Consider the following 18,142-nt stretch of genomic DNA (forward strand, 5'->3'; position numbering starts at 1 on the left):
TTAAAATTAACCCTATGGCAATCAAGAGTTTTCAAGGTGCCCGATCCAAGGATTCCGGGAAGAAAGAGTTCAATGCCCCTATTTTGGTAGAAGACTATATGACCAAGAAGCTGATAACTTTTTCTCCTGAACAATCCATTTTGGAAGTTATGGAGGCTTTTGCCAAACATCACATTTCTGGAGGTCCGGTAATGGACAAAAATGGTTTCTTGGTCGGAATCATTTCTGAGGCCGATTGTATGAAACAGATTGCGGAAAGTAGGTACTTCAATCAACCTATATTGGACAAAAGTGTAGAAAGATACATGACGAAAAATGTGCAAACCATACCCCACGACATGAGTATTTTTGATGCTGCTGGTGTTTTTGACAAGCACAATCGTCGTAGACTTCCTGTTATGAAAAATGATATCCTTGTGGGACAAATCAGTAGAAAGGATATTGTAATTGCGGCGTTGAAACTAAATGCCCAAAACTGGAAGTAACCTTAGTTATTTTCGTTTTACAATCATAAATCGATCATTTTCCAAAGGTAGATACCCTAGGTCGTACAGGAAGTAATAGGTAGTGCCTTTTTTGGTAGTATATAAACTGGTAAGGTATCCGAAATCGAAACCGTTGTCCAAAAGACGCATTTTAGTGGTAGTTGTCTTCCCATTTTTCAACGTAAAGTCGCTTAAAATACGGTAGTTTTTTCTAAGCTTGTTGTTGATTTTTCTCTGAAGATTCTTGCTATCCCTATTTTGGCGATTGTTATAGCTGTTTCTGCAGTAAGCTGAGCAGAACTTTTTATCTGTCCTTCCAATAACTTTTTCGCCACACTCTAAGCAGGCTTTTTCTGACATATTTAAGATTTAGGCAATGACAATATCGTATTTTTTTAATAAATAGATACTGTTCTCCTTGCTAAACCTTGCTTTTTTGAGTTGATTATTATTTAAGTCAATATCAAAGTTAAAAGCAGAACTAAAATCCACCTTTTCAAGATTGGTTTGATGAAAAATAGCCTTGTTTAAATCACAACGAAGAAATGAGGAACCGGTAAGATGCGTTTGTGTAAAATCGGTTTCTTCAAAACTACATTCCACAAAACGGGTTTGCGGAAGATTAAGTTCAAAGAATGAAGCAAAACCAAGATTGCAGTTATCAAAACTCATGGAAAGAAAAAGCGTGTCACAATCTTCAAATCGTAACCCTACCATTTTGGAATCTTTAAAATGACATTCTTTGAAAATAGTATGTTTTAGGTTTGCGTTGGTCAAATCGCAGTCCAAAAACTCGCACTCCATAAAGTTTTGATTGTCCAAAAAACCTTCTGTGAATAGGCAATTACGAAAAGTGCAATTTTCGTATTCGGCTTTTGGAAGTGAATGCTTTGTATAGTCCTGACCAATATATTCTTGGTCAGCAAGAAAAGGTTTTTGCATGAATTAAGGTTAATCCTTCAAAAGTATGGCGGGCAAATTAAGCTGTTGATACATTGCATTGTATTTGGCCATTTCGTTGTCCACTATGGCTTTCTTTTCATTTTCAAAAGTGTTCCATTTGCCCAATAGGTCACGTAACCGTTCTTTGGCTCCTTCGGTAACTTGAGGCTCTGGACTATCCACAAATCCTTTTAGATGCATAAAGTCGGCATTTAGCTGATTGTGAAAATTAATAACGTCCTGAAATGTTTTCTGGTTAGGCTGAATCAAATTCTCTTCCCAGGTTTTGATGCGTTTCACCAAAGAATCCCCCAATTTAACAAGCTCTTGCGCGTTTTCATTGTCTTTCAACAAAGTGTCATAGCTTAAAAGTTGTTTTTTTGCAGAACGCATTTGATTTACGGCATCATGCATGGACGTTATTGCATTTTCAATTTGGTTGAGCATTTGCTGCTGCTCGGAATAATCGGCCAAACTCGCTTCGATTTTAGGATTGGCAAGTACTTTAGCCTGAGCCTCAACCGCATTGCCTTCCAAAGTGAGGCGTAGGGTATACGTTCCAGGGCCAACCCTAGAGCCATTGTAGTTTCCGAAAACAAATACCTTATCAATTGCAGGGATTCTTTCTTTTCTAAAATCCCAAGCGAATCGGTTGAATCCCTTTTTTGACGATAGAACCACAGGTTTGGGTGGACCCCCCGGCCAAGATTTGAAGTCTTTTGGTTTTTTGTTGGTAATGGTTCGAATGACTTTGCTGTTTTGAAGTACTTCGAGTTTCAAATCTAAAGAATCGGCCTTTTCGGGCAAATAATAATCAAGAATGACTCCAGTTTTTGGATTTTGACCTAAGCCTGGGACAGGTTTTTCTGGACTACTTCCAAAGATGAGATAGGTATCTTTTGGCGGAAACAATGTCAAACTAGTTTCATCGCCGCTTGTATTTTGCAGAGTCGATAAATCATCCAAAATCCAAAAGGAGCGACCTGCGGTTGCTACAACCAGGTCGTTGTCCTGAATAATCAAATCATTGATGGGAACTACGGGAAGATTTAATTGAAATTTCTGCCAGTTCAGTCCATCATCAAAGGAAATGTAGAGTCCAGTTTCTGTTCCGGCATACAAAAGTCCTTGTCGTTTTTTGTCCTCTCGGACTGCTCGCACAAAAGTGTGTTTGTCTTTAATGCCGTTGGTGATTTTTGTCCATGTAGTCCCATAATCCGTGGTTTTGAAGACGTAAGGTTTTAAATCCATCGACTTATATCCCATTACAGCGATGTAAGCAGTACTTGGGTTATGGGGCGAGACCTCTATACTATTCACAATTCCTGCTCCGATGTTGGGTGGGGTAATAGCTTCCCAACTGGTTCCACCATTTTTGGTAATATGCACCAAACCATCATCAGTCCCGGCATATAAAACTCCTTGTTCATGTGGGGATTCCACCAAATACATAATGGTGTTATAGTTTTCTCCACCGGCTGCTTCGTTAGTGTACGGCCCTCCACCAGGACCTTGTTTTTCCTTTTCATTTCTTGTTAGGTCTGGACTCACCACTTCCCAACTTTGTCCACCATCTTGGGTTTTGAACACCACATTACCAGCGTGATAAATGGTATTTCTATCATGTGGAGAACTTATGATAGGGGCGTTCCAATTATACCGGAACTTAAAATCCTTGGGTACTTTACCTAAGCCCAATTCGGGATATTCTTTAATAGGCTTTCCTTCTCTGGATGCCTTTACCCATTTTTCAATAATACCTTGGTAACACCCGCCATAGACCACTTCTGGATTGTCGGGGTCAAAAGCCAAATACGCACTTTCGCAACCCGCTACGGAATACCAGTCTTTCCAATCAATTCCATTATCATTGGTTCTGCTGGCAATGGCAATAGCAGAATTGTCCTGTTGCCCACCATACACATTATACGGAACTAAATTGTCGGTAATCACCCGATAAAACTGTGAAGTAGGTTGATTTTGCTGGGTACTCCAGCTTTTCCCGCCATTGTTTGAGACGTTGGCCCCTCCGTCATTGGAGTTTATCATTTTGGAATTGTCATGGGGATGTATCCAGAGATGATGATTATCTCCATGTGGCGTAGGAAGCGGAGTAAAGCTTTTACCCCCATCTATGGATTTGGTCACAGGCGCATTGAGCACATAGACTACATTTTCATCCTGAGGGTCTGCGAAAATTTCCATATAATACCAAGAGCGGGCGATATTAATTCGGTTGGAGTTGACCTGTTTCCATTTCTTTCCAGCATCATCACTACGGTAAACCCCACCTTTTTTTCCTTCAGCTTCAATTACGGCAAAAACGCGTTCTGGATTAGCACGTGAAACTGAAATCCCAGCTTTTCCAAACTCCTTCGGTAATCCTTCCTCTAATTGTTTCCATGTTGAACCCCCGTCAACGGATTTATAAATTCCAGAATTTTTACCACCTGATTCAATTTTCCAAGGAAAACGCTGGTGTTGCCACATGGCGGCATATAGAATCAAGGGGTTTTTCATATCCATGGATAAAGAGGAAGCTCCAGTAATGGTATCGACAAAAAGTACACGTTCCCAGGTAGCACCGCCATCCAATGTTCTATAGATGCCTCTTTGCTCGGAGGGAGCGTATTGAGCTCCTTGGGCTGAAATGAAGATAATGTCCGGGTTGGTTGGATGTATTACCACATCCGAAATATGGCGGCTTTCATCCAGTCCGATATGTTTCCAGGTTTTGCCGGCATCGGTGGATTTATAGACGCCATCTCCCATCGAGGTCATAACCCCACGAGCAGCATGCTCGCCCATTCCTACAACCACAAGGTTCGGATTGCTTTCCGAAACCGCTATGGCACCCACGGTACCCGTTCCAAATTGACCATCCGAAATATTCTTCCAGGTAATTCCATCGTCCACAGTTTTCCATACCCCGCCACCAGTGGAGCCCATATAATAGGTCATGGGTTGACCCACAACCCCTGAAGATGCCACGCTTCGTCCTCCGCGAAATGGACCAATATTTCGCCATTTCATGCCATGAAACAAAGAATCATGAAGTTCAATTTTTGGGGTGGAGGTATTTCTTTTTCGACGTTGCGCTTGGTGGTTGATTGGGATAAAGAGAAATAGGGCTAACAGAAAGGAGATAGGTTTCATTTGAGTTGAAATTAGTCCCCAGAAAGATACAAAACCCTTGCTGATTTGTTAAAACAAAGATAAAATCAAAATTTAATTTGGAATGAACGTTCTAAAATATATATGTTTGTATCGGAATGATTGTTCCAAAATAAAAAACAACACATAAAATTTATATCATGAAAAAACTAGAAAACAAAGTAGCCATCGTAACGGGAGCCACCAGTGGCATGGGATTAGAAACTGCAAAGCGTTACCTTGAAGAAGGTGCAAAAGTAGTCTTGACAGGAAGAAGTCAAGAAAAACTGGATGCGCTGAAAAACGAACTAAGTGGAGATTACCTTTTGGTGAAGGCTGAGGCTTCCAGTACAGCAGACAGCAAGGATTTGATTGCTAAAACAGTAGAACACTTTGGTAAAATAGATGTACTGTTTCTAAATGCTGGGGTTTTCCGATTGGAAACTATTGATGGACTTACCGAAGAGATTTTCGATGAGGTTTACAATATCAATGTTAGGGGTCCAGTTTTCACGGTTCGTGCAGCTTATGAACATTTAAATGAAGGAGCCAGCATCATTTTTAACACCTCTGTGGTTAACATAAAAGGATTTGGTGGAATGACCGCTTATGCCTCAAGTAAGGCGGCCTTGCGTTCCATAGTACGTACGTTGGCTGCAGAATTTGGTCCAAAAGGCATTCGTGTCAATGCAATTGCCCCAGGCCCGATTGACACGCCCATTTATGGAAAGCATAATGTACCTCAGGAAAACATCGACGCTATGGCGTCAAATTTCCCATCCATGATTTCTTTGGGAAGATTTGGTAACTCAGAGGAAATAGCAACAACCGCTCTTTTCTTGGGCTCTTCGGATAGTAGCTATATCACCGGCGCTGAAATCCCAGTGGATGGAGGCTTTGCCCAAGTATAGTTTTTTTGGATACATTTGGTTTGGAAAGGAGAAGGAAACTATGCCGCGTACCAAACAATTTGATGAAAAAGAAGTATTGAACAAGGCTGTGGAACTCTTTTGGCAAAAAGGGTTCCACGCCACTTCAATGCAAGATTTGGTTTCCCATTTAGGAATCAATAGGGCAAGCCTGTACGATACTTTTGGAGGTAAGGAAGAATTGTTTAATAGGGCTTTCCAAGAATATCGTAGTGCTTCTGGCGATATCGTAAAAGGGATTTTGGCATCTGAATCTTCGGTAAAGAAAGGTTTTCAAAAACTGTTTGAGTCTTCTATTGAAGAGGCCGTTAAGGACGATATGAAGAAAGGATGTTTTGTGGTCAATACAGCAACTGAACTAATTCCAAATGACCAAGCCATGCAAACTACCCTCCAAAAACATATGGGTAATATGAAAGAGTTATTTTCTTCGCATATTCAAAAGGCGATTGACCGAGGCGAAATTGATGCCTCAAAAAACGCCAACGATTTAGCCTTTATGCTCTTTACATTTTATAGCGGGTTTCGAGTTGTTTCCAAAATAGATGCGGATTCCATGAAACTGAAAAACATGGTTGCCACGGCATTATCCGTTTTGGATTAAGATATTCCCTAATTCATGGAACTTACCATTGTTCCGACTCTCTCGTAAATAAAAGTGACCTCTTCTTTTTTCTTTTCGTCCCCTATTAAAACATACATTTTAATTTCATTTGCGTTGGTTTTCTCAAGGGTAAATCCTTCAAAATAAGCCCGATCCTCTTCAATTTTGACAAGTTTAAAGTCAATGGTTTCATCTTTGGTCTCCCATCCTTTCAAATTGCCATGAAAGTGTTTGAGCTGAAGAATCAGAGTACCGTCCACTTGTTGAATGTGCCCGGCTTCATAAAAAGTTACGGCACCTTCGTTTACTAATTTGAAAACAAACATCATGGAACCACCCATAGGGGGACTCCACATTTCTTCAGTAATGCCACCAAAGGCTTCCCCCTTCCAATGGCCAGCTAACCAGGACAATTTGCTTAAAGAAGCTTTAGGTGATTTCTGATTTGTTTCGAGCTGTAAGGTTTTCTGGGCACTTAGACCAAAGGTCATCATTAATGCCAAAAATAAACTGGTTTTCATGGTTGTCTTTTTATAAAGACGAACCAATTTGGATCAATTGGACAGTGCGAACTTTACATTGACTGAAGTTTCCACTTTGATTTGCTCAAAATCGAGATCTAAAGGTTCAGGAGATTTGTTTGCCAAAGTTTCGGCATAAACGGTCACCTTCTGTCTAACGGAGGTTCTCGGATAGCTTGGTATTGAATTGTCCAAAATATGAAGGGCACTGCCTACTTTTTGGTTCAAGGGAGCTACGAGGGCCTCTGCCTTTTTCTTCGCTTTTTTGACAGCCTTGGATTTTAGTTCAAGTTCCAGTGCGTCCATTTTGGAATACTCCGTCTTTTCCAAATAGGTATTGGCAATTTTTAATCGTTCCAAAGCGGCAAGAGCATCTCCCGCTTGCTTTCCTGAATAGACCAAAAGAGAAAACCGTTTGCTTTTTAGAACATCTTTCTGTCGTAGAAAATACTTTTTGAAATTACTGCTCAAATCTTTTATAAAAAGCTGTTTGTCCAAATCTATCCCCAACCCTCTAAAAGCTTGGGCCATTTTATTCTCCTGTTCTTCGACCGATTTTCTTCCCTTGGAATCTTTCTCGGTAATGGTTATGCTCAAGTAAATCTTATCTGGTGTAACCAAGGTGTCAACCCGGGCTGAGGTTTCCAAATAGGGAATATCCAAAAAGTTTTTGGTTTGTGCTACAGCCAGATGCACAGTTCCAAAAAGAAACAAGAGTATCAGTGTATTTTTCATGATGTCTTTATTGCTAGGGATTCCTCTAAAATTACGCTTTAAACGTGGAATCTCGAACAACTAGATTGGTTTTTATTTCGACGGTTTTGGTTATCAGGTCTTCTTTTGGATTTTCAATTTCATCAATCAAGTACTTTGTGCAGGTTTTTCCAATTTTGTTCCCTGGTTGGTCTACTGTGGTCAAAGATGGACTGATGATGGTTGAGCTAGCCGAGTTACTAAAACCAACTACAGCTATTTCCTCCGGCACCTGAATTTTGAATTTATTCAGGGCTTTGATGACCCCAATAGCGGCACTATCCGTAATGGCAAAAATGGCATCCGGTCGTTTTTTTAGGCTTAACAATACATTGGCCATCATTCTACCCTTGGTAAGTGAAATATCTTCCGTGCTAAGAATTATCTTTTCATCAATCGGTAGGTTATGTTCCCTTAGTGCCCGCAGATACCCTTCATATCTTTTTTCACTATTAAAAGAACCTTCGGTCTCTTTGATAATGGCTATTCTTCGTTTACCCGTATTGATTAGATGCTCTACGGCATTAAAAGCAGCTTCCTCTTCATTGATGACCACTTGGGTACATGGAATTTTATCGGATACCTTGTCAAACATCACCAAGGGGATTCTAGACAGGACTTTCAATATCCCATCAACGGATTTGGTTTTTCTCGACAGAGATAACAGAACCCCATCCACACCAAATTGAATCATGGTACTTAGCATTTCGGCCTGCTTTTTTTCATCGTTTTTGGATTCAGAAATAATGACACGGTAGCCTAAATTCTCCGCCTCTTCCAAAACACCTTTTAGAATGGTGGTGGTAAAATAGTGTGAAAGGTTAGGTACAATCACACCCAAAATGTGAGACCTATGACTTCGAAACCCGCTGGCAAATACATTGGGGACATAATTCGATTTTTCGGCTAATTTTTGAACTCTATCCTTGGTTTCGGTGCTGATATCTGGATGGTTGTTCAAGGCCCTAGATACGGTTGAAATGGATAGATTAAGGGACTTTGCAAGCTCCTTAAGCGTAACGTTTGGTTTCTTGTTCATATCGTAAAAGTAGGAATGAAGTTAACTACTTCTTCGCAAATTATTGAAAACGTTTTCGCAAACGTTTGCATATCAAAATCGCAATATTTTGGCAATTTGATTAGGTTATACTAATAATTTTACTTCATCATTGACAAAATGACAATCTAACTCATAAAATGTCTCACAAATAACTAAGCAAAAATGAAAAATTTAGCATTTGCGATATTCGCTTTACTTACCTTGACAACGGGTATCGCACAGACAGAGATTACAGGTACCGTAGAAGACGACTCGGGAGTACCAATTCTAGGGGCTAACGTTTTGATTGTAGGTACCGCTGAAGGAACTACTTCTGATTTTGATGGAAACTTTTTACTTACCACCAATTTAAGCGGAAGCCAGACTATTCGAATTTCTTTTATTGGTTTTTCTCCTATGGAACAAACGGTAGACCTAAGTGGTTCCACCGTAACTTTGAACATTGTTCTGCAAGAAAGCGGGCAGCAGTTGGATGAGGTAGTCATAACCGCTTCGAGTACGTTCAGGTCACAGAAACAAGCTCCTCTATCCATTAGTTCAAAAAAGATTGCGGAAATCACCAAGCTTTCAGCAAATAGCCAAGCGGATATTCTCAGGGATGTTCCCGGGATTACGGCAGAAGGTGGTGGTGGTGAGACCGCAACCAACCTTTTTGTTAGAGGTCTTCCTTCTGGAGGGCAGTATGTATTTAATCCGTTGCAATATGACGGAATGCCTTTGATAAGCACTTTTGGACTTAATTCCTCAGCGCATGATGTATACGCTAGACCGGATATTGGCTTTAAAGGGGTTGAATTTGTTCGTGGTGGTGCCGCGGTTCTGTACGGTGCTGGATCTGTGGCAGGAATAATAAACTACACCAGCAAGACGGGAGATACGAATCCCGGTAATATCATTAATGTGGAATGGGGAAGTCGCGGAAGATTGAAAACGGACTTTTATTCCGGAGGACGATTGGGTGGTGAAGATTCCAATACTTTTTACGCCTTTACCGGATTCATTAGAAAGGATGATGGCCCGATTGAAACTGGACTGGCAACCAGAGGGGTACAGTTTAGAGGTAACATTAAAAAACGCTTCGAAAAAGGATCTTTTACTATCCACGCCCAATACATAGACGATAAGGCACAATTCTTTTTACCCTTGCCATTACAAGGTGACTCCAGAGAGCGAATCGCCGGGAATGATGGTGAAGATGTGGAACAGTTATTGTCCGGTGAGCTTGCCGAAACTTCATTTTTGACTCCTGGCGGGGTTTATAATAGCCCCATTGAAGATGGTGTGTTTACCAAGGGAGGCTATATCATGGGAGATTTTGTATACAATTTCAACGATAGATTACGATTTAAATCAAAAATCAGGTACGCCGATTACAAACATAACTTTGCCCTTTATGTAGGGGGTAATGGAGATTTTGGTAACCCTATCCGTCTTTCGGATTATGCGAGCGCTACGGGTGACCGAGTGGCTCCTGGAAATACAGGATTCACGGCAACCTACCAAGGGGGCGACGGTTCCCAAATAAGTGATAATGACTTGGTGGTAGAGAACCTGCATATAGACAGATTAAGGCCTTTGGAAGATTTTTCAGGTGAAGCCAACATTAGTCTAAAGACGGATAATAATGTGCATACTTTTACATTAGGTGCTTTTTTAGCACGTAGTGATGCTGAGGATGTGAATTTCCAATATCGTGTACTTTCCGAATTCAATAACAACCCTAGGTTGGTAAATTTAAGTTTTGCCAATGCTGGAGGAGGAAATACGATTTTCTCGGAAGGTGGTATTTATAATAGAATTGGACAAACAACCAATCGATTCTTATCGCAAAGCAGAACAGCAGTCTATCTAACCGATGAAATGGTTTTTGATAGATGGCGTGTGGATGTTGGACTTAGAGTTGAGACCACCACAGGTACATTTAGCGATGGAGGTCTGGAAGATATTCAAGTGTATGATAATCCAGAACTGACTCCCGAATTAAGTACAGTTCGTTTTGCTGATGGCTCATTCACTAGAGCTGAAATCAATGCCACGGATTGGGCCTTTTCATTGGCGGGGTTATATGAACTTACGGAAACTACAAACCTGTATGCCAACTTTTCCAGAGGTTTTTTCTTTCCACAGCAACGAGGCTTCATTCCAACGCCTGGAATTCGGGAAACGGCGTATGATGGAGAGAACATCTTTCAGTTTGAAGGAGGGGCAAAGTTTGGAACATCTGCTTTTTCAGGATCTATTGCCGGATATTTTGTGAATCTTAGCGATAGGGTAAGAGTAGACCAAGCCATTGTAAATGGATCATTGATTGATGAAAGACGTAGCGAGCAAACCACGCGCACTTTTGGGGCTGAGGCCACATGGCTTTACCGATTTGCACAAGACTGGAGCTTGAATGGAACAGCAACCTATCAAAATCATGAGATTACCCAGAATGAAACAACGGATTTGACCAGTGGTGACGTTTCAACCATCAATGAAGGGAATGAAATTGGAAGACAACCTAATTTCTTGGGAAGCCTAGGGCTCAATTATGACAACAGTAATTTTGATGCCAATTTTACTTTGAATCATACCGGAAGCAAGTTTACAGACGATACCAACAATGTGGAACTGGATGCTATCACCATAGCCAGAATAGGAGCTGGATACACTTTTAGAACGGAAGAAATCAATTCTGTACGTGTTGGGTTTTCAGTTTTCAACCTATTTGACAGTGATGGTCTAACCGAAGGTAATCCGCGAGCCGGAATTGGTGGTCAAGTGGATGATGGTGAATTCTTTTTTGGGCGACCTATCTTGCCTAGAAGGTTCTTCTTAACCGCGACATTTAATTTTTGAGTAGTCAAAAGAATAGTTTAAGTTAGTTTGGTTCAATTGCGTATTGACGGCTAGAATACCGTCAATACGCTTTTAAAGTAGAATCTGGATGGAAGAATTGATTGATAGAGCGAAACAGGTGTTGGAAAATAATTTTCAAGACAGGGGATTCACCATTCCCAGTAAAGGGTTATATCCCTTCCAATGGAAATGGGACTCAGGATTTATTGCCTTGGGGTATGCGCATTACGATGTTAAAAAGGCCAAAAAGGAAATCCAAACCCTATTGGATGCGCAATGGGACAATGGTTTCATTCCTCATATAGTGTTTCATAATGATAGCGACACCTATTTTCCTGGACCGGATTTTCACTTGTCGCATTTACATCCGCAATCCTCAAAAAAATTTCGCTCTACAGGTATGACCCAACCCCCTGTTACCGGTTTTGTTTTGGAACTGATGCATGAAATTGTTGGGGACGAAATGTTGGATTTTGTAAAGAAATATATCGATAAGATATATGACAACCACGTCTATTTTTATGAAAATCGAGATGTAAATCAAGACGGGCTGGTTTATATATATCACAATTGGGAGTCGGGCACCGATAATTCTCCTATATGGGACGATATCTGGGAAACTATGAACCCTCCTGAGTATACTTTTGAAAGAAGGGACACCACCCATGTGGACCCAGCACAAAGACCTTCAAAAAGGGAATACGACCATTACCTTCATATCATTGAGATTGCCAAAGCGCATAATTACGACGATGCCAAAATTGCAGCACATTCCCCATTTTTGGTTTTGGACCCGCTTTTTAATGCCATTCTTATTAGATCCAACGAATCACTTATCAGATTATATGAACTATTGGGGAATAATGAGGATAAAATCAAGTATTTAAAGGAAAAACAAGAAAAAAGTATTCAAAGCATGAATGCTAAATTGTTTAATGAATCCTTGGGAGCCTATGTGCATTACGATCTCCGAAACAATGCCCAAATTCCTTATGTCTGTTCCTCTTCCTTTGCGCCTTTGTTTGGCGGTATTCCGGATGCATCTCGGGCTGAAGTTTTAAAAAATACCATGCAGCTTAAGTTTGGAGGTGATAACAAATACTTATGTGCTTCGTTCGACCCTACAAATGACAGATTCAATCCACGGAAATATTGGAGAGGACCGGTTTGGATAAATATGAATTGGATGATTTATCATGGACTTTTGAGATATAATTTCCATGAAATGGCCGAGCAGATAAGAAAAGATTCCTTGGAACTGATATCAAAGTTTGGATTTTACGAGTATTTTGATTGCAGAAAGGACAATCCAGATACGGAGAATAGCGGATATGGTGGAAATAACTTTTCATGGAGCGCAGCCTTGTTTATTGATATGTTGAGTTCAGCCAAAAACTGATGCTGTGAAATTCGATTTTTCCCAAAACTATGTTTTGCAAAATGACCGGATGATTCTGGAACCACTAAGCAAAAATCATTTGGAGAAGTTGAAACCATTGGCTGAGGAAAAGGAAATTTGGACCTATTTTTTGGGAGCTTCGGATGGGAGTCTGAATTTTGAAGGATATTTTTTGGATGCCATCGAATTGAGAAAGAAAAAAGAGCACTACGCTTTTGCAGTTTTTGATAAGGAAAAAAATAGCTATGCCGGATGTACTCGGTATTTTGGATTTGACCTAGATATGGATGTCGTCCGAATCGGATATACGTGGTACGGAAAGAATTTTAGAGGTACGGGACTGAACAGAAACTGTAAATACCTGATGTTTCAGTTTGCTTTTGAACAGATGGGGGCGGAGCGTGCCGGCTTGGGAGCCCATGCGGAAAATGCGGTCAGTATTGCGGCCATGAAAAGTGTAGGTCTCAAAGAAGAAGGAAGAATACGAAATGCCTTCCCCGCGATTCACAAAACCGGAAGGGAGGATGCGGTTCTGCTTGGGATGATTAAAGAAGAGTGGTTCAATACCATCAAAAATAACCTAAACCAAAGATTATGAATTACATTGACTACATCATCATTATCGTTTACCTCATAGCCTTTCTGGGGATAGGGTATTTTTTTAAGGAAAATAAAAGTTCAGGGGATTATTTTTTAGGTGGACGCAGTATGGGTTGGCTTCCTTTAAGCTTGTCCACAATGGCAACCCAACTTTCGGCTATTAGTTTTATTTCTGCACCAGCTTTTGTGGGATTAAAAGACGGGGGAGGATTGCAATGGCTTACGTATGAATTTGGGGTGCCACTAGCCATGGCTTTTCTCATGGTGGCATTGATTCCAACCCTTTATAAATCGGGAATCGTAAGTGTTTATGAATACTTGGAAAAGCGTTTTGATGCGTCTTCACGATTATTGATAAGTTTTGTTTTTCAAATTAGTCGCTCTGTGGCTACAGGGGTCATGGTGTATACGATGGCCTTAATTCTTCAGGCCACTATTGGGGTTGACTTTTGGATTTCGGTGTTGATTATTGGGGTGATTACCTTGGTGTATTCTTTCCAGGGGGGAATGAAAGCGGTTATTTGGGGGGATGTAATTCAAATGATTATTCTTTTTCTCGGTATTATCATTTGTTTGGCCTATGGAATAACCGAATTGGGCGGTTGGGATAATTTCTTGACCAATGTGGATAAGGATAGAATCACCGCCGTTGATTTCACCAAATGGGGCTTTAACAATGCTGATAAAAATGATGAGTTTGGATTTTGGCCAATGGTCATAGGTGGATTTTTCTTGTATGCCTCATACTATGGAACGGACCAAACCCAGTCTCAACGTTTGCTTTCCGCCAAAGGAATGCCTACAATCAAAAAGTTGTTGTTGGCCAATGGATTGTTTCGTTTTCCGTTGACCCTGACCTATTGTATCATGGGATTGGTACTCGGTACGCTTTTGGTTCAGGATTTAGGTTTCCAGGAAATGATGGAATCCGTGTATCAGGCTAATATAGGTTCCTTGGAAGGAAAAAAAGCGGATTTGATGGTTCCCGTTTTTATCATCAATTACCTTCCGAACGGTATCATCGGTATTTTGATTGTCGCCATAATGTCGGCAGCTATGTCTTCATTGAGTTCCACGGTAAATTCCCTTTCGGCGGTAACCATGGAGGATTTTGTAAAGCGCTTTAAACCTGATATGACCGATTCCAAGTATGTGCTTACGTCAAGACTTCTATCTCTTTTTTGGGGGTTGGTTTGTTTGTTCTTTGCCTTTTTCGCAGGTAGCATTGAAGGTACAGTGATAGAGGTTATCAATAAAATCAGTTCGGTCTTTTACGGTCCTATTTTGGCCGGATTTGCACTAGCTATTTTAACCAAAAAGACACATGCCTTAGGGGCAAATATTGGAATTGTTGTTGGCGTGCTCTTTAATATTTATTTGTGGCTTTATGTGCCCGATGTATTTTGGTTTTGGTGGAATGCCATTGGTTGTGTGGTGACCATCATAGTAGCCATTGTGGTAAGCGGATTGATTAAAAGAAAGGCTAATGAAGGTTTGGAAGTGGTGTATTCCCCATCTAGAAAAGAAGTCGCATTGCTGCTTGGATTCTTTGCCCTTATTGTGGTGTTGAGTATCTATATGCCTAGCCTTCTTTCATAAGCTTAAGGCATTTGTTGGGAGAAAGTCCGTAAAACGAGGGTATATTTGAATCCTATAGCATTCGGAAATATGAAAGGACACTCTTGTAGATTAGTTGCTTTTAGCCTTGTTTTTTTTGTAACCACTTTCTCCCTCGGACAAAGTGATCACTCATCGTATATACAACCTCCTTATCTAAAATCAGGAGATACCATAGCGATAGTAGCTCCGGCAGGAATACTTAAGAATCGGGAAAGGAGTATTTCAAAAGCCATGGAGATAGTATCATCCTGGGGATTGCATCCTGTTTTGGGAAAACATGTATTCGCTAAGAACAATCACTTTGCCGGTACCGACCAACAAAGAGCAGAGGATTTTCAAAATGCAATGGATGACCCAAGCGTAAAGGCTATTTGGTGTGCTCGCGGAGGGTATGGCTCTATGCGGATATTGGATAAGCTGGATTTTACCAATTTTAAAAAGAACCCAAAATGGGTGGTTGGATTTTCGGACATAACCGCGTTTCATGGAAAATTAGATCAATTCGGAATTCAAAGTATTCATGGAATGATGGCCGCTGGCCTGGAATTAAGTGAAGAGCTTTCTGAAGAAACCCAAGTAAATATTACTAGTCTTAAGGAAACACTCTTTGGGGAACCGTTGCAATACAAACTGGATTCATCTCCTTTTAATAAAAAAGGTATCGCAAAAGGGGTCTTGATAGGGGGTAATCTGTCCCTGCTCCAGGCCAGTCTCCAATCCGATGCCAACCTGGATACTACTGGTAAAATTCTATTTATTGAGGAGATTGGGGAGTACAGATACAGTATAGATAGGATGTTATATAGCCTTAAACGTGCAGGTTACTTTGATGGATTGGCCGCCTTGGTGGTTGGAGAAATAACCATGGTCAAAACAAATACCACCCCATTCGGTATGTCCAATGAAGAACTCATTTTGGATGTGGTAAAGGAATGTGATTTTCCTGTGCTTTTCGATTTCCCAGCCGGACATGGAGATAAAAATAGAACCATGATTTTTGGCGAGACAGTAATCCTGGATGTAGGAGAAAACCAAGCCATAGTAACCTTCGAAAAACAGATTCGATGAAGTTTGTCCTTGCTCCCGATAAATACAAAGGTTCTCTTTCCGGCGAGCAATTTTGTGATGCTGTGGAGGAAGGAATAAAAAAGGTTTTTCCGAAGGCCGAAATTCTAAAAAAACCTTTGGCCGATGGAGGGGATGGAACCATTGAAGTGGTAAAAAGATACCTCAGGGCGAAGGAGGTAGAGGTTGCTGTAAAAAATCCCTTATTTCAAGAAATACAGGCTGGATATCTTTTTTCAGAGGAAAAGAAAACTGCATTTATCGAAATGTCCGAGGCGTCGGGATATAAATTACTTCCTAAATCGGAGTTGAATTGTATGCATACAACATCCTTAGGCACTGGACAGCTTATTCACGATGCACTGGATAGAGGTGCACAGCAAATAGTCTTGGGAATTGGAGGAAGCGCAACCAATGATGGTGGAATCGGTATGGCAAAAGCATTGGGCTATCAATTTTTGGATGCGGATGGTAAGGAAGTCGAACCCATCGGTAAGAACCTTTCCCGAATTGTTGATATAAAGCGAGAGCAATGTCATACTCGAATAAAAGACGTTCAATTTAAAGTCGCCTGTGATGTAAAAAATCCATTCTATGGGAAAGAGGGGGCAGCGTATGTCTATGGTCCGCAAAAAGGAGCTTCAAAGGAGGAAGTTGTTCTTTTGGATGAGGGACTGCAAAGCTTGGCGCATGTTATTCTAAAAGAATTTGGGAAAGATGTTCAAAACATTCCGGGTTCAGGAGCAGCCGGTGGTATGGGAGGAGGTTCCGTGGTTTTTTTAGATGCAGTCTTGACCTCTGGAATTGACTTGATGAAGGAAATGGCCCAATTTGATGAGTCCATTCATGATGCAGATTGGATAATCACGGGAGAGGGACAATTGGATAGTCAGACCCTATCCGGTAAAACCATTGCTGGGGTATTGGATTCTGCTCGAAAATATCAAATACCCGTAGCCGCTTTTTGTGGCTCGGTTTCGGTTAATATTCATGAATTGGAAACTTTGGGTTTGACCTATGTGACTTCTATTTTAAACCAACCAGGAACTTTGCAAGAAGCCAAGGAAAAGAGTTATGATAATCTGGTGATTGCCGCCTATAATTTTGCAAAACTCTTATAGACATATTGCGATTAACCTAGTCGAAAGGCAATAAATCAGGTTTCAGATATTGCTTTTTCGCCAGTGGCGAATTAGAGATGTCAAAACCATAATGACTTGCCATGAGTTCTTTAAAATTGTACTTCAATCTAGGATTATTCTTGATGAAGGTCGGAAAGTCAGAAGAGTTCGATTTTAGCATAAAATGATAGACTGCACGAACAGCTGCAATGGTTAAGGTTTTATTGAATTTATCTGTAACACCAAGCTTGGCAGTGTACGATTGGATTTGTTGGACAATGTTGGAAATGGCTTTATCCAAACCGTAGTTTCCTATATGAATCCAGGCCAATCGGATGTGCGCCTCATGGGTAAAAAGGTCTGGAGGAAGTACGCCAGACTCAAATTGGGCTTCAAATTCTTTATCTGATAAAACCTTCATTTTAGGAATATTTCTTTTTCATTTTGTGTTCCAAGGATATTTTGACTGCGGGCCATTCACTATTTAGGATAGAAAAGATAACGGTATCCCGAATGTTTCCCATTTTGTCAATGCGATGGTTTCTAATTATACCATCCTGTTTGGCTCCTAGCCTTAAAATGGCATTTCGGGATGGAAAATTAAAAAAGTTAGTTTTAAACTCCACGGCAATCGCATCCAAGGTTTCGAAGGCATGTTGGAGTAAGAGATATTTACACTCCGTATTGATTCCGGTTCGTTGGACGCTTTGGGCATACCATGTATATCCAATTTCCACTCTGCGATTGGGAGCATCCACACTACAATACCGCGTAGAACCTACAACCTTGCCTGATGACTTTTCAATCACAACAAAGGGAAGAGCCAATCCTTCAGATTCCTGTTGTAGAGCAAAATCAACATAGGCATCAAGATTGTCTTTCGAGGGAACGGAGGTATACCATAATTCCCAAAGATTTCCATCTGAAGCTGCTTGCAACACTTCCGACCTGTCTACCTCTTCCAAGGGAATTAGCTTTGCCAAATTCCCCTCCAATTCAATTGGGTTTAGCCATTTTGCCATTGCCAAAGTTTTACGTTCAAATATAAT

General features: G+C 40.7%; 17 protein-coding genes. 9 read left to right on the forward strand and 8 right to left on the reverse strand.

What is annotated here, in order from left to right:
* Positions 1-14 precede the first annotated feature (14 nt).
* Positions 15-485 (forward strand): CBS domain-containing protein, encoded by a 471-nt coding sequence (locus tag ACSLUF_RS01365; protein ID WP_435624340.1) that lies wholly within the window; start codon positions 15-17, stop codon positions 483-485.
* Between the two features lie 6 nt (positions 486-491).
* Here ACSLUF_RS01365 and ACSLUF_RS01370 read toward each other — a convergent pair whose 3' ends face one another.
* Genes ACSLUF_RS01370 through ACSLUF_RS01380 form a run of 3 tightly spaced genes read right to left on the reverse strand, consistent with a single transcriptional unit; the run spans position 492 to position 4,583 of the window.
* On the reverse strand, positions 492-845 hold the full coding sequence (locus ACSLUF_RS01370) for a hypothetical protein (RefSeq protein ID WP_435624341.1): 354 nt from the start codon (positions 843-845) through the stop codon (positions 492-494).
* 9 nt (positions 846-854) lie between these two features.
* Complete coding sequence (locus tag ACSLUF_RS01375) at positions 855-1,427, reverse strand: pentapeptide repeat-containing protein (RefSeq protein WP_435624342.1); 573 nt, start codon at positions 1,425-1,427, stop codon at positions 855-857.
* Positions 1,428-1,436: 9 nt separating this feature from the next.
* Positions 1,437-4,583 (reverse strand): VPS10 domain-containing protein, encoded by a 3,147-nt coding sequence (locus tag ACSLUF_RS01380; RefSeq protein ID WP_435624343.1) that lies wholly within the window; start codon positions 4,581-4,583, stop codon positions 1,437-1,439.
* 158 nt (positions 4,584-4,741) lie between these two features.
* Here ACSLUF_RS01380 and ACSLUF_RS01385 point away from each other — a divergent pair, with 158 nt between their 5' ends.
* Positions 4,742-5,491 carry an SDR family NAD(P)-dependent oxidoreductase gene (locus ACSLUF_RS01385; RefSeq protein WP_435624344.1) on the forward strand — a complete coding sequence of 250 codons (750 nt, stop codon included), beginning with the start codon at positions 4,742-4,744 and terminating at the stop codon, positions 5,489-5,491.
* A gap of 40 nt (positions 5,492-5,531) precedes the next feature.
* Positions 5,532-6,113: a TetR/AcrR family transcriptional regulator gene (locus tag ACSLUF_RS01390; RefSeq protein WP_435624345.1), complete on the forward strand. Its 582-nt coding sequence runs from the start codon at positions 5,532-5,534 to the stop codon at positions 6,111-6,113.
* A gap of 8 nt (positions 6,114-6,121) precedes the next feature.
* Here the strand turns inward: ACSLUF_RS01390 and ACSLUF_RS01395 are convergent, their stop codons facing one another.
* Genes ACSLUF_RS01395 through ACSLUF_RS01405 form a run of 3 tightly spaced genes read right to left on the reverse strand, consistent with a single transcriptional unit; the run spans position 6,122 to position 8,426 of the window.
* A complete protein-coding gene (locus tag ACSLUF_RS01395) occupies positions 6,122-6,634 on the reverse strand; it encodes a DUF6265 family protein (RefSeq protein ID WP_435624346.1) in 513 nt (170 codons plus the stop codon).
* 33 nt (positions 6,635-6,667) lie between these two features.
* Positions 6,668-7,369, reverse strand: coding sequence for an SIMPL domain-containing protein (locus tag ACSLUF_RS01400; protein WP_435624347.1), 702 nt, complete (start codon positions 7,367-7,369; stop codon positions 6,668-6,670).
* A 31-nt stretch (positions 7,370-7,400) separates the two neighbouring features.
* Positions 7,401-8,426 carry a LacI family DNA-binding transcriptional regulator gene (locus ACSLUF_RS01405; RefSeq protein WP_435624348.1) on the reverse strand — a complete coding sequence of 342 codons (1,026 nt, stop codon included), beginning with the start codon at positions 8,424-8,426 and terminating at the stop codon, positions 7,401-7,403.
* 183 nt (positions 8,427-8,609) lie between these two features.
* Between ACSLUF_RS01405 and ACSLUF_RS01410 the strand changes: the two genes are divergently transcribed.
* From ACSLUF_RS01410 to ACSLUF_RS01435, 6 genes are all read left to right on the forward strand, one after another.
* Entirely contained in the window at positions 8,610-11,288 is a 2,679-nt protein-coding gene (locus ACSLUF_RS01410; protein WP_435624349.1) for a TonB-dependent receptor domain-containing protein, read from the forward strand.
* Positions 11,289-11,376: 88 nt separating this feature from the next.
* Positions 11,377-12,687 carry an amylo-alpha-1,6-glucosidase gene (locus ACSLUF_RS01415; protein WP_435624350.1) on the forward strand — a complete coding sequence of 437 codons (1,311 nt, stop codon included), beginning with the start codon at positions 11,377-11,379 and terminating at the stop codon, positions 12,685-12,687.
* A 4-nt stretch (positions 12,688-12,691) separates the two neighbouring features.
* Positions 12,692-13,285: a GNAT family N-acetyltransferase gene (locus tag ACSLUF_RS01420; RefSeq protein WP_435624351.1), complete on the forward strand. Its 594-nt coding sequence runs from the start codon at positions 12,692-12,694 to the stop codon at positions 13,283-13,285.
* Complete coding sequence (locus ACSLUF_RS01425; RefSeq protein WP_435624352.1) at positions 13,282-14,886, forward strand: sodium:solute symporter; 1,605 nt, start codon at positions 13,282-13,284, stop codon at positions 14,884-14,886. The genes ACSLUF_RS01420 and ACSLUF_RS01425 overlap by 4 nt, the downstream gene beginning before the upstream one ends.
* Before the next feature lie 45 nt (positions 14,887-14,931).
* Positions 14,932-15,975 carry a S66 peptidase family protein gene (locus tag ACSLUF_RS01430; protein WP_435624353.1) on the forward strand — a complete coding sequence of 348 codons (1,044 nt, stop codon included), beginning with the start codon at positions 14,932-14,934 and terminating at the stop codon, positions 15,973-15,975.
* On the forward strand, positions 15,972-17,093 hold the full coding sequence (locus ACSLUF_RS01435; RefSeq protein ID WP_435624354.1) for a glycerate kinase: 1,122 nt from the start codon (positions 15,972-15,974) through the stop codon (positions 17,091-17,093). The genes ACSLUF_RS01430 and ACSLUF_RS01435 overlap by 4 nt, the downstream gene beginning before the upstream one ends.
* Positions 17,094-17,109: 16 nt before the next feature.
* On the opposite strand, the gene ACSLUF_RS01440 is transcribed toward ACSLUF_RS01435, so the two are convergent.
* Together ACSLUF_RS01440 and ACSLUF_RS01445 are read right to left on the reverse strand one after the other, a co-directional pair.
* Positions 17,110-17,514: a hypothetical protein gene (locus ACSLUF_RS01440; protein ID WP_435624355.1), complete on the reverse strand. Its 405-nt coding sequence runs from the start codon at positions 17,512-17,514 to the stop codon at positions 17,110-17,112.
* Position 17,515: 1 nt separating this feature from the next.
* Positions 17,516-18,115: a GNAT family N-acetyltransferase gene (locus ACSLUF_RS01445; RefSeq protein WP_435624356.1), complete on the reverse strand. Its 600-nt coding sequence runs from the start codon at positions 18,113-18,115 to the stop codon at positions 17,516-17,518.
* Between the last annotated feature and the right edge of the window lie 27 nt (positions 18,116-18,142).

This window comes from Flagellimonas sp., assembly GCF_965601775.1.
Lineage (GTDB): Bacteria > Bacteroidota > Bacteroidia > Flavobacteriales > Flavobacteriaceae > Flagellimonas.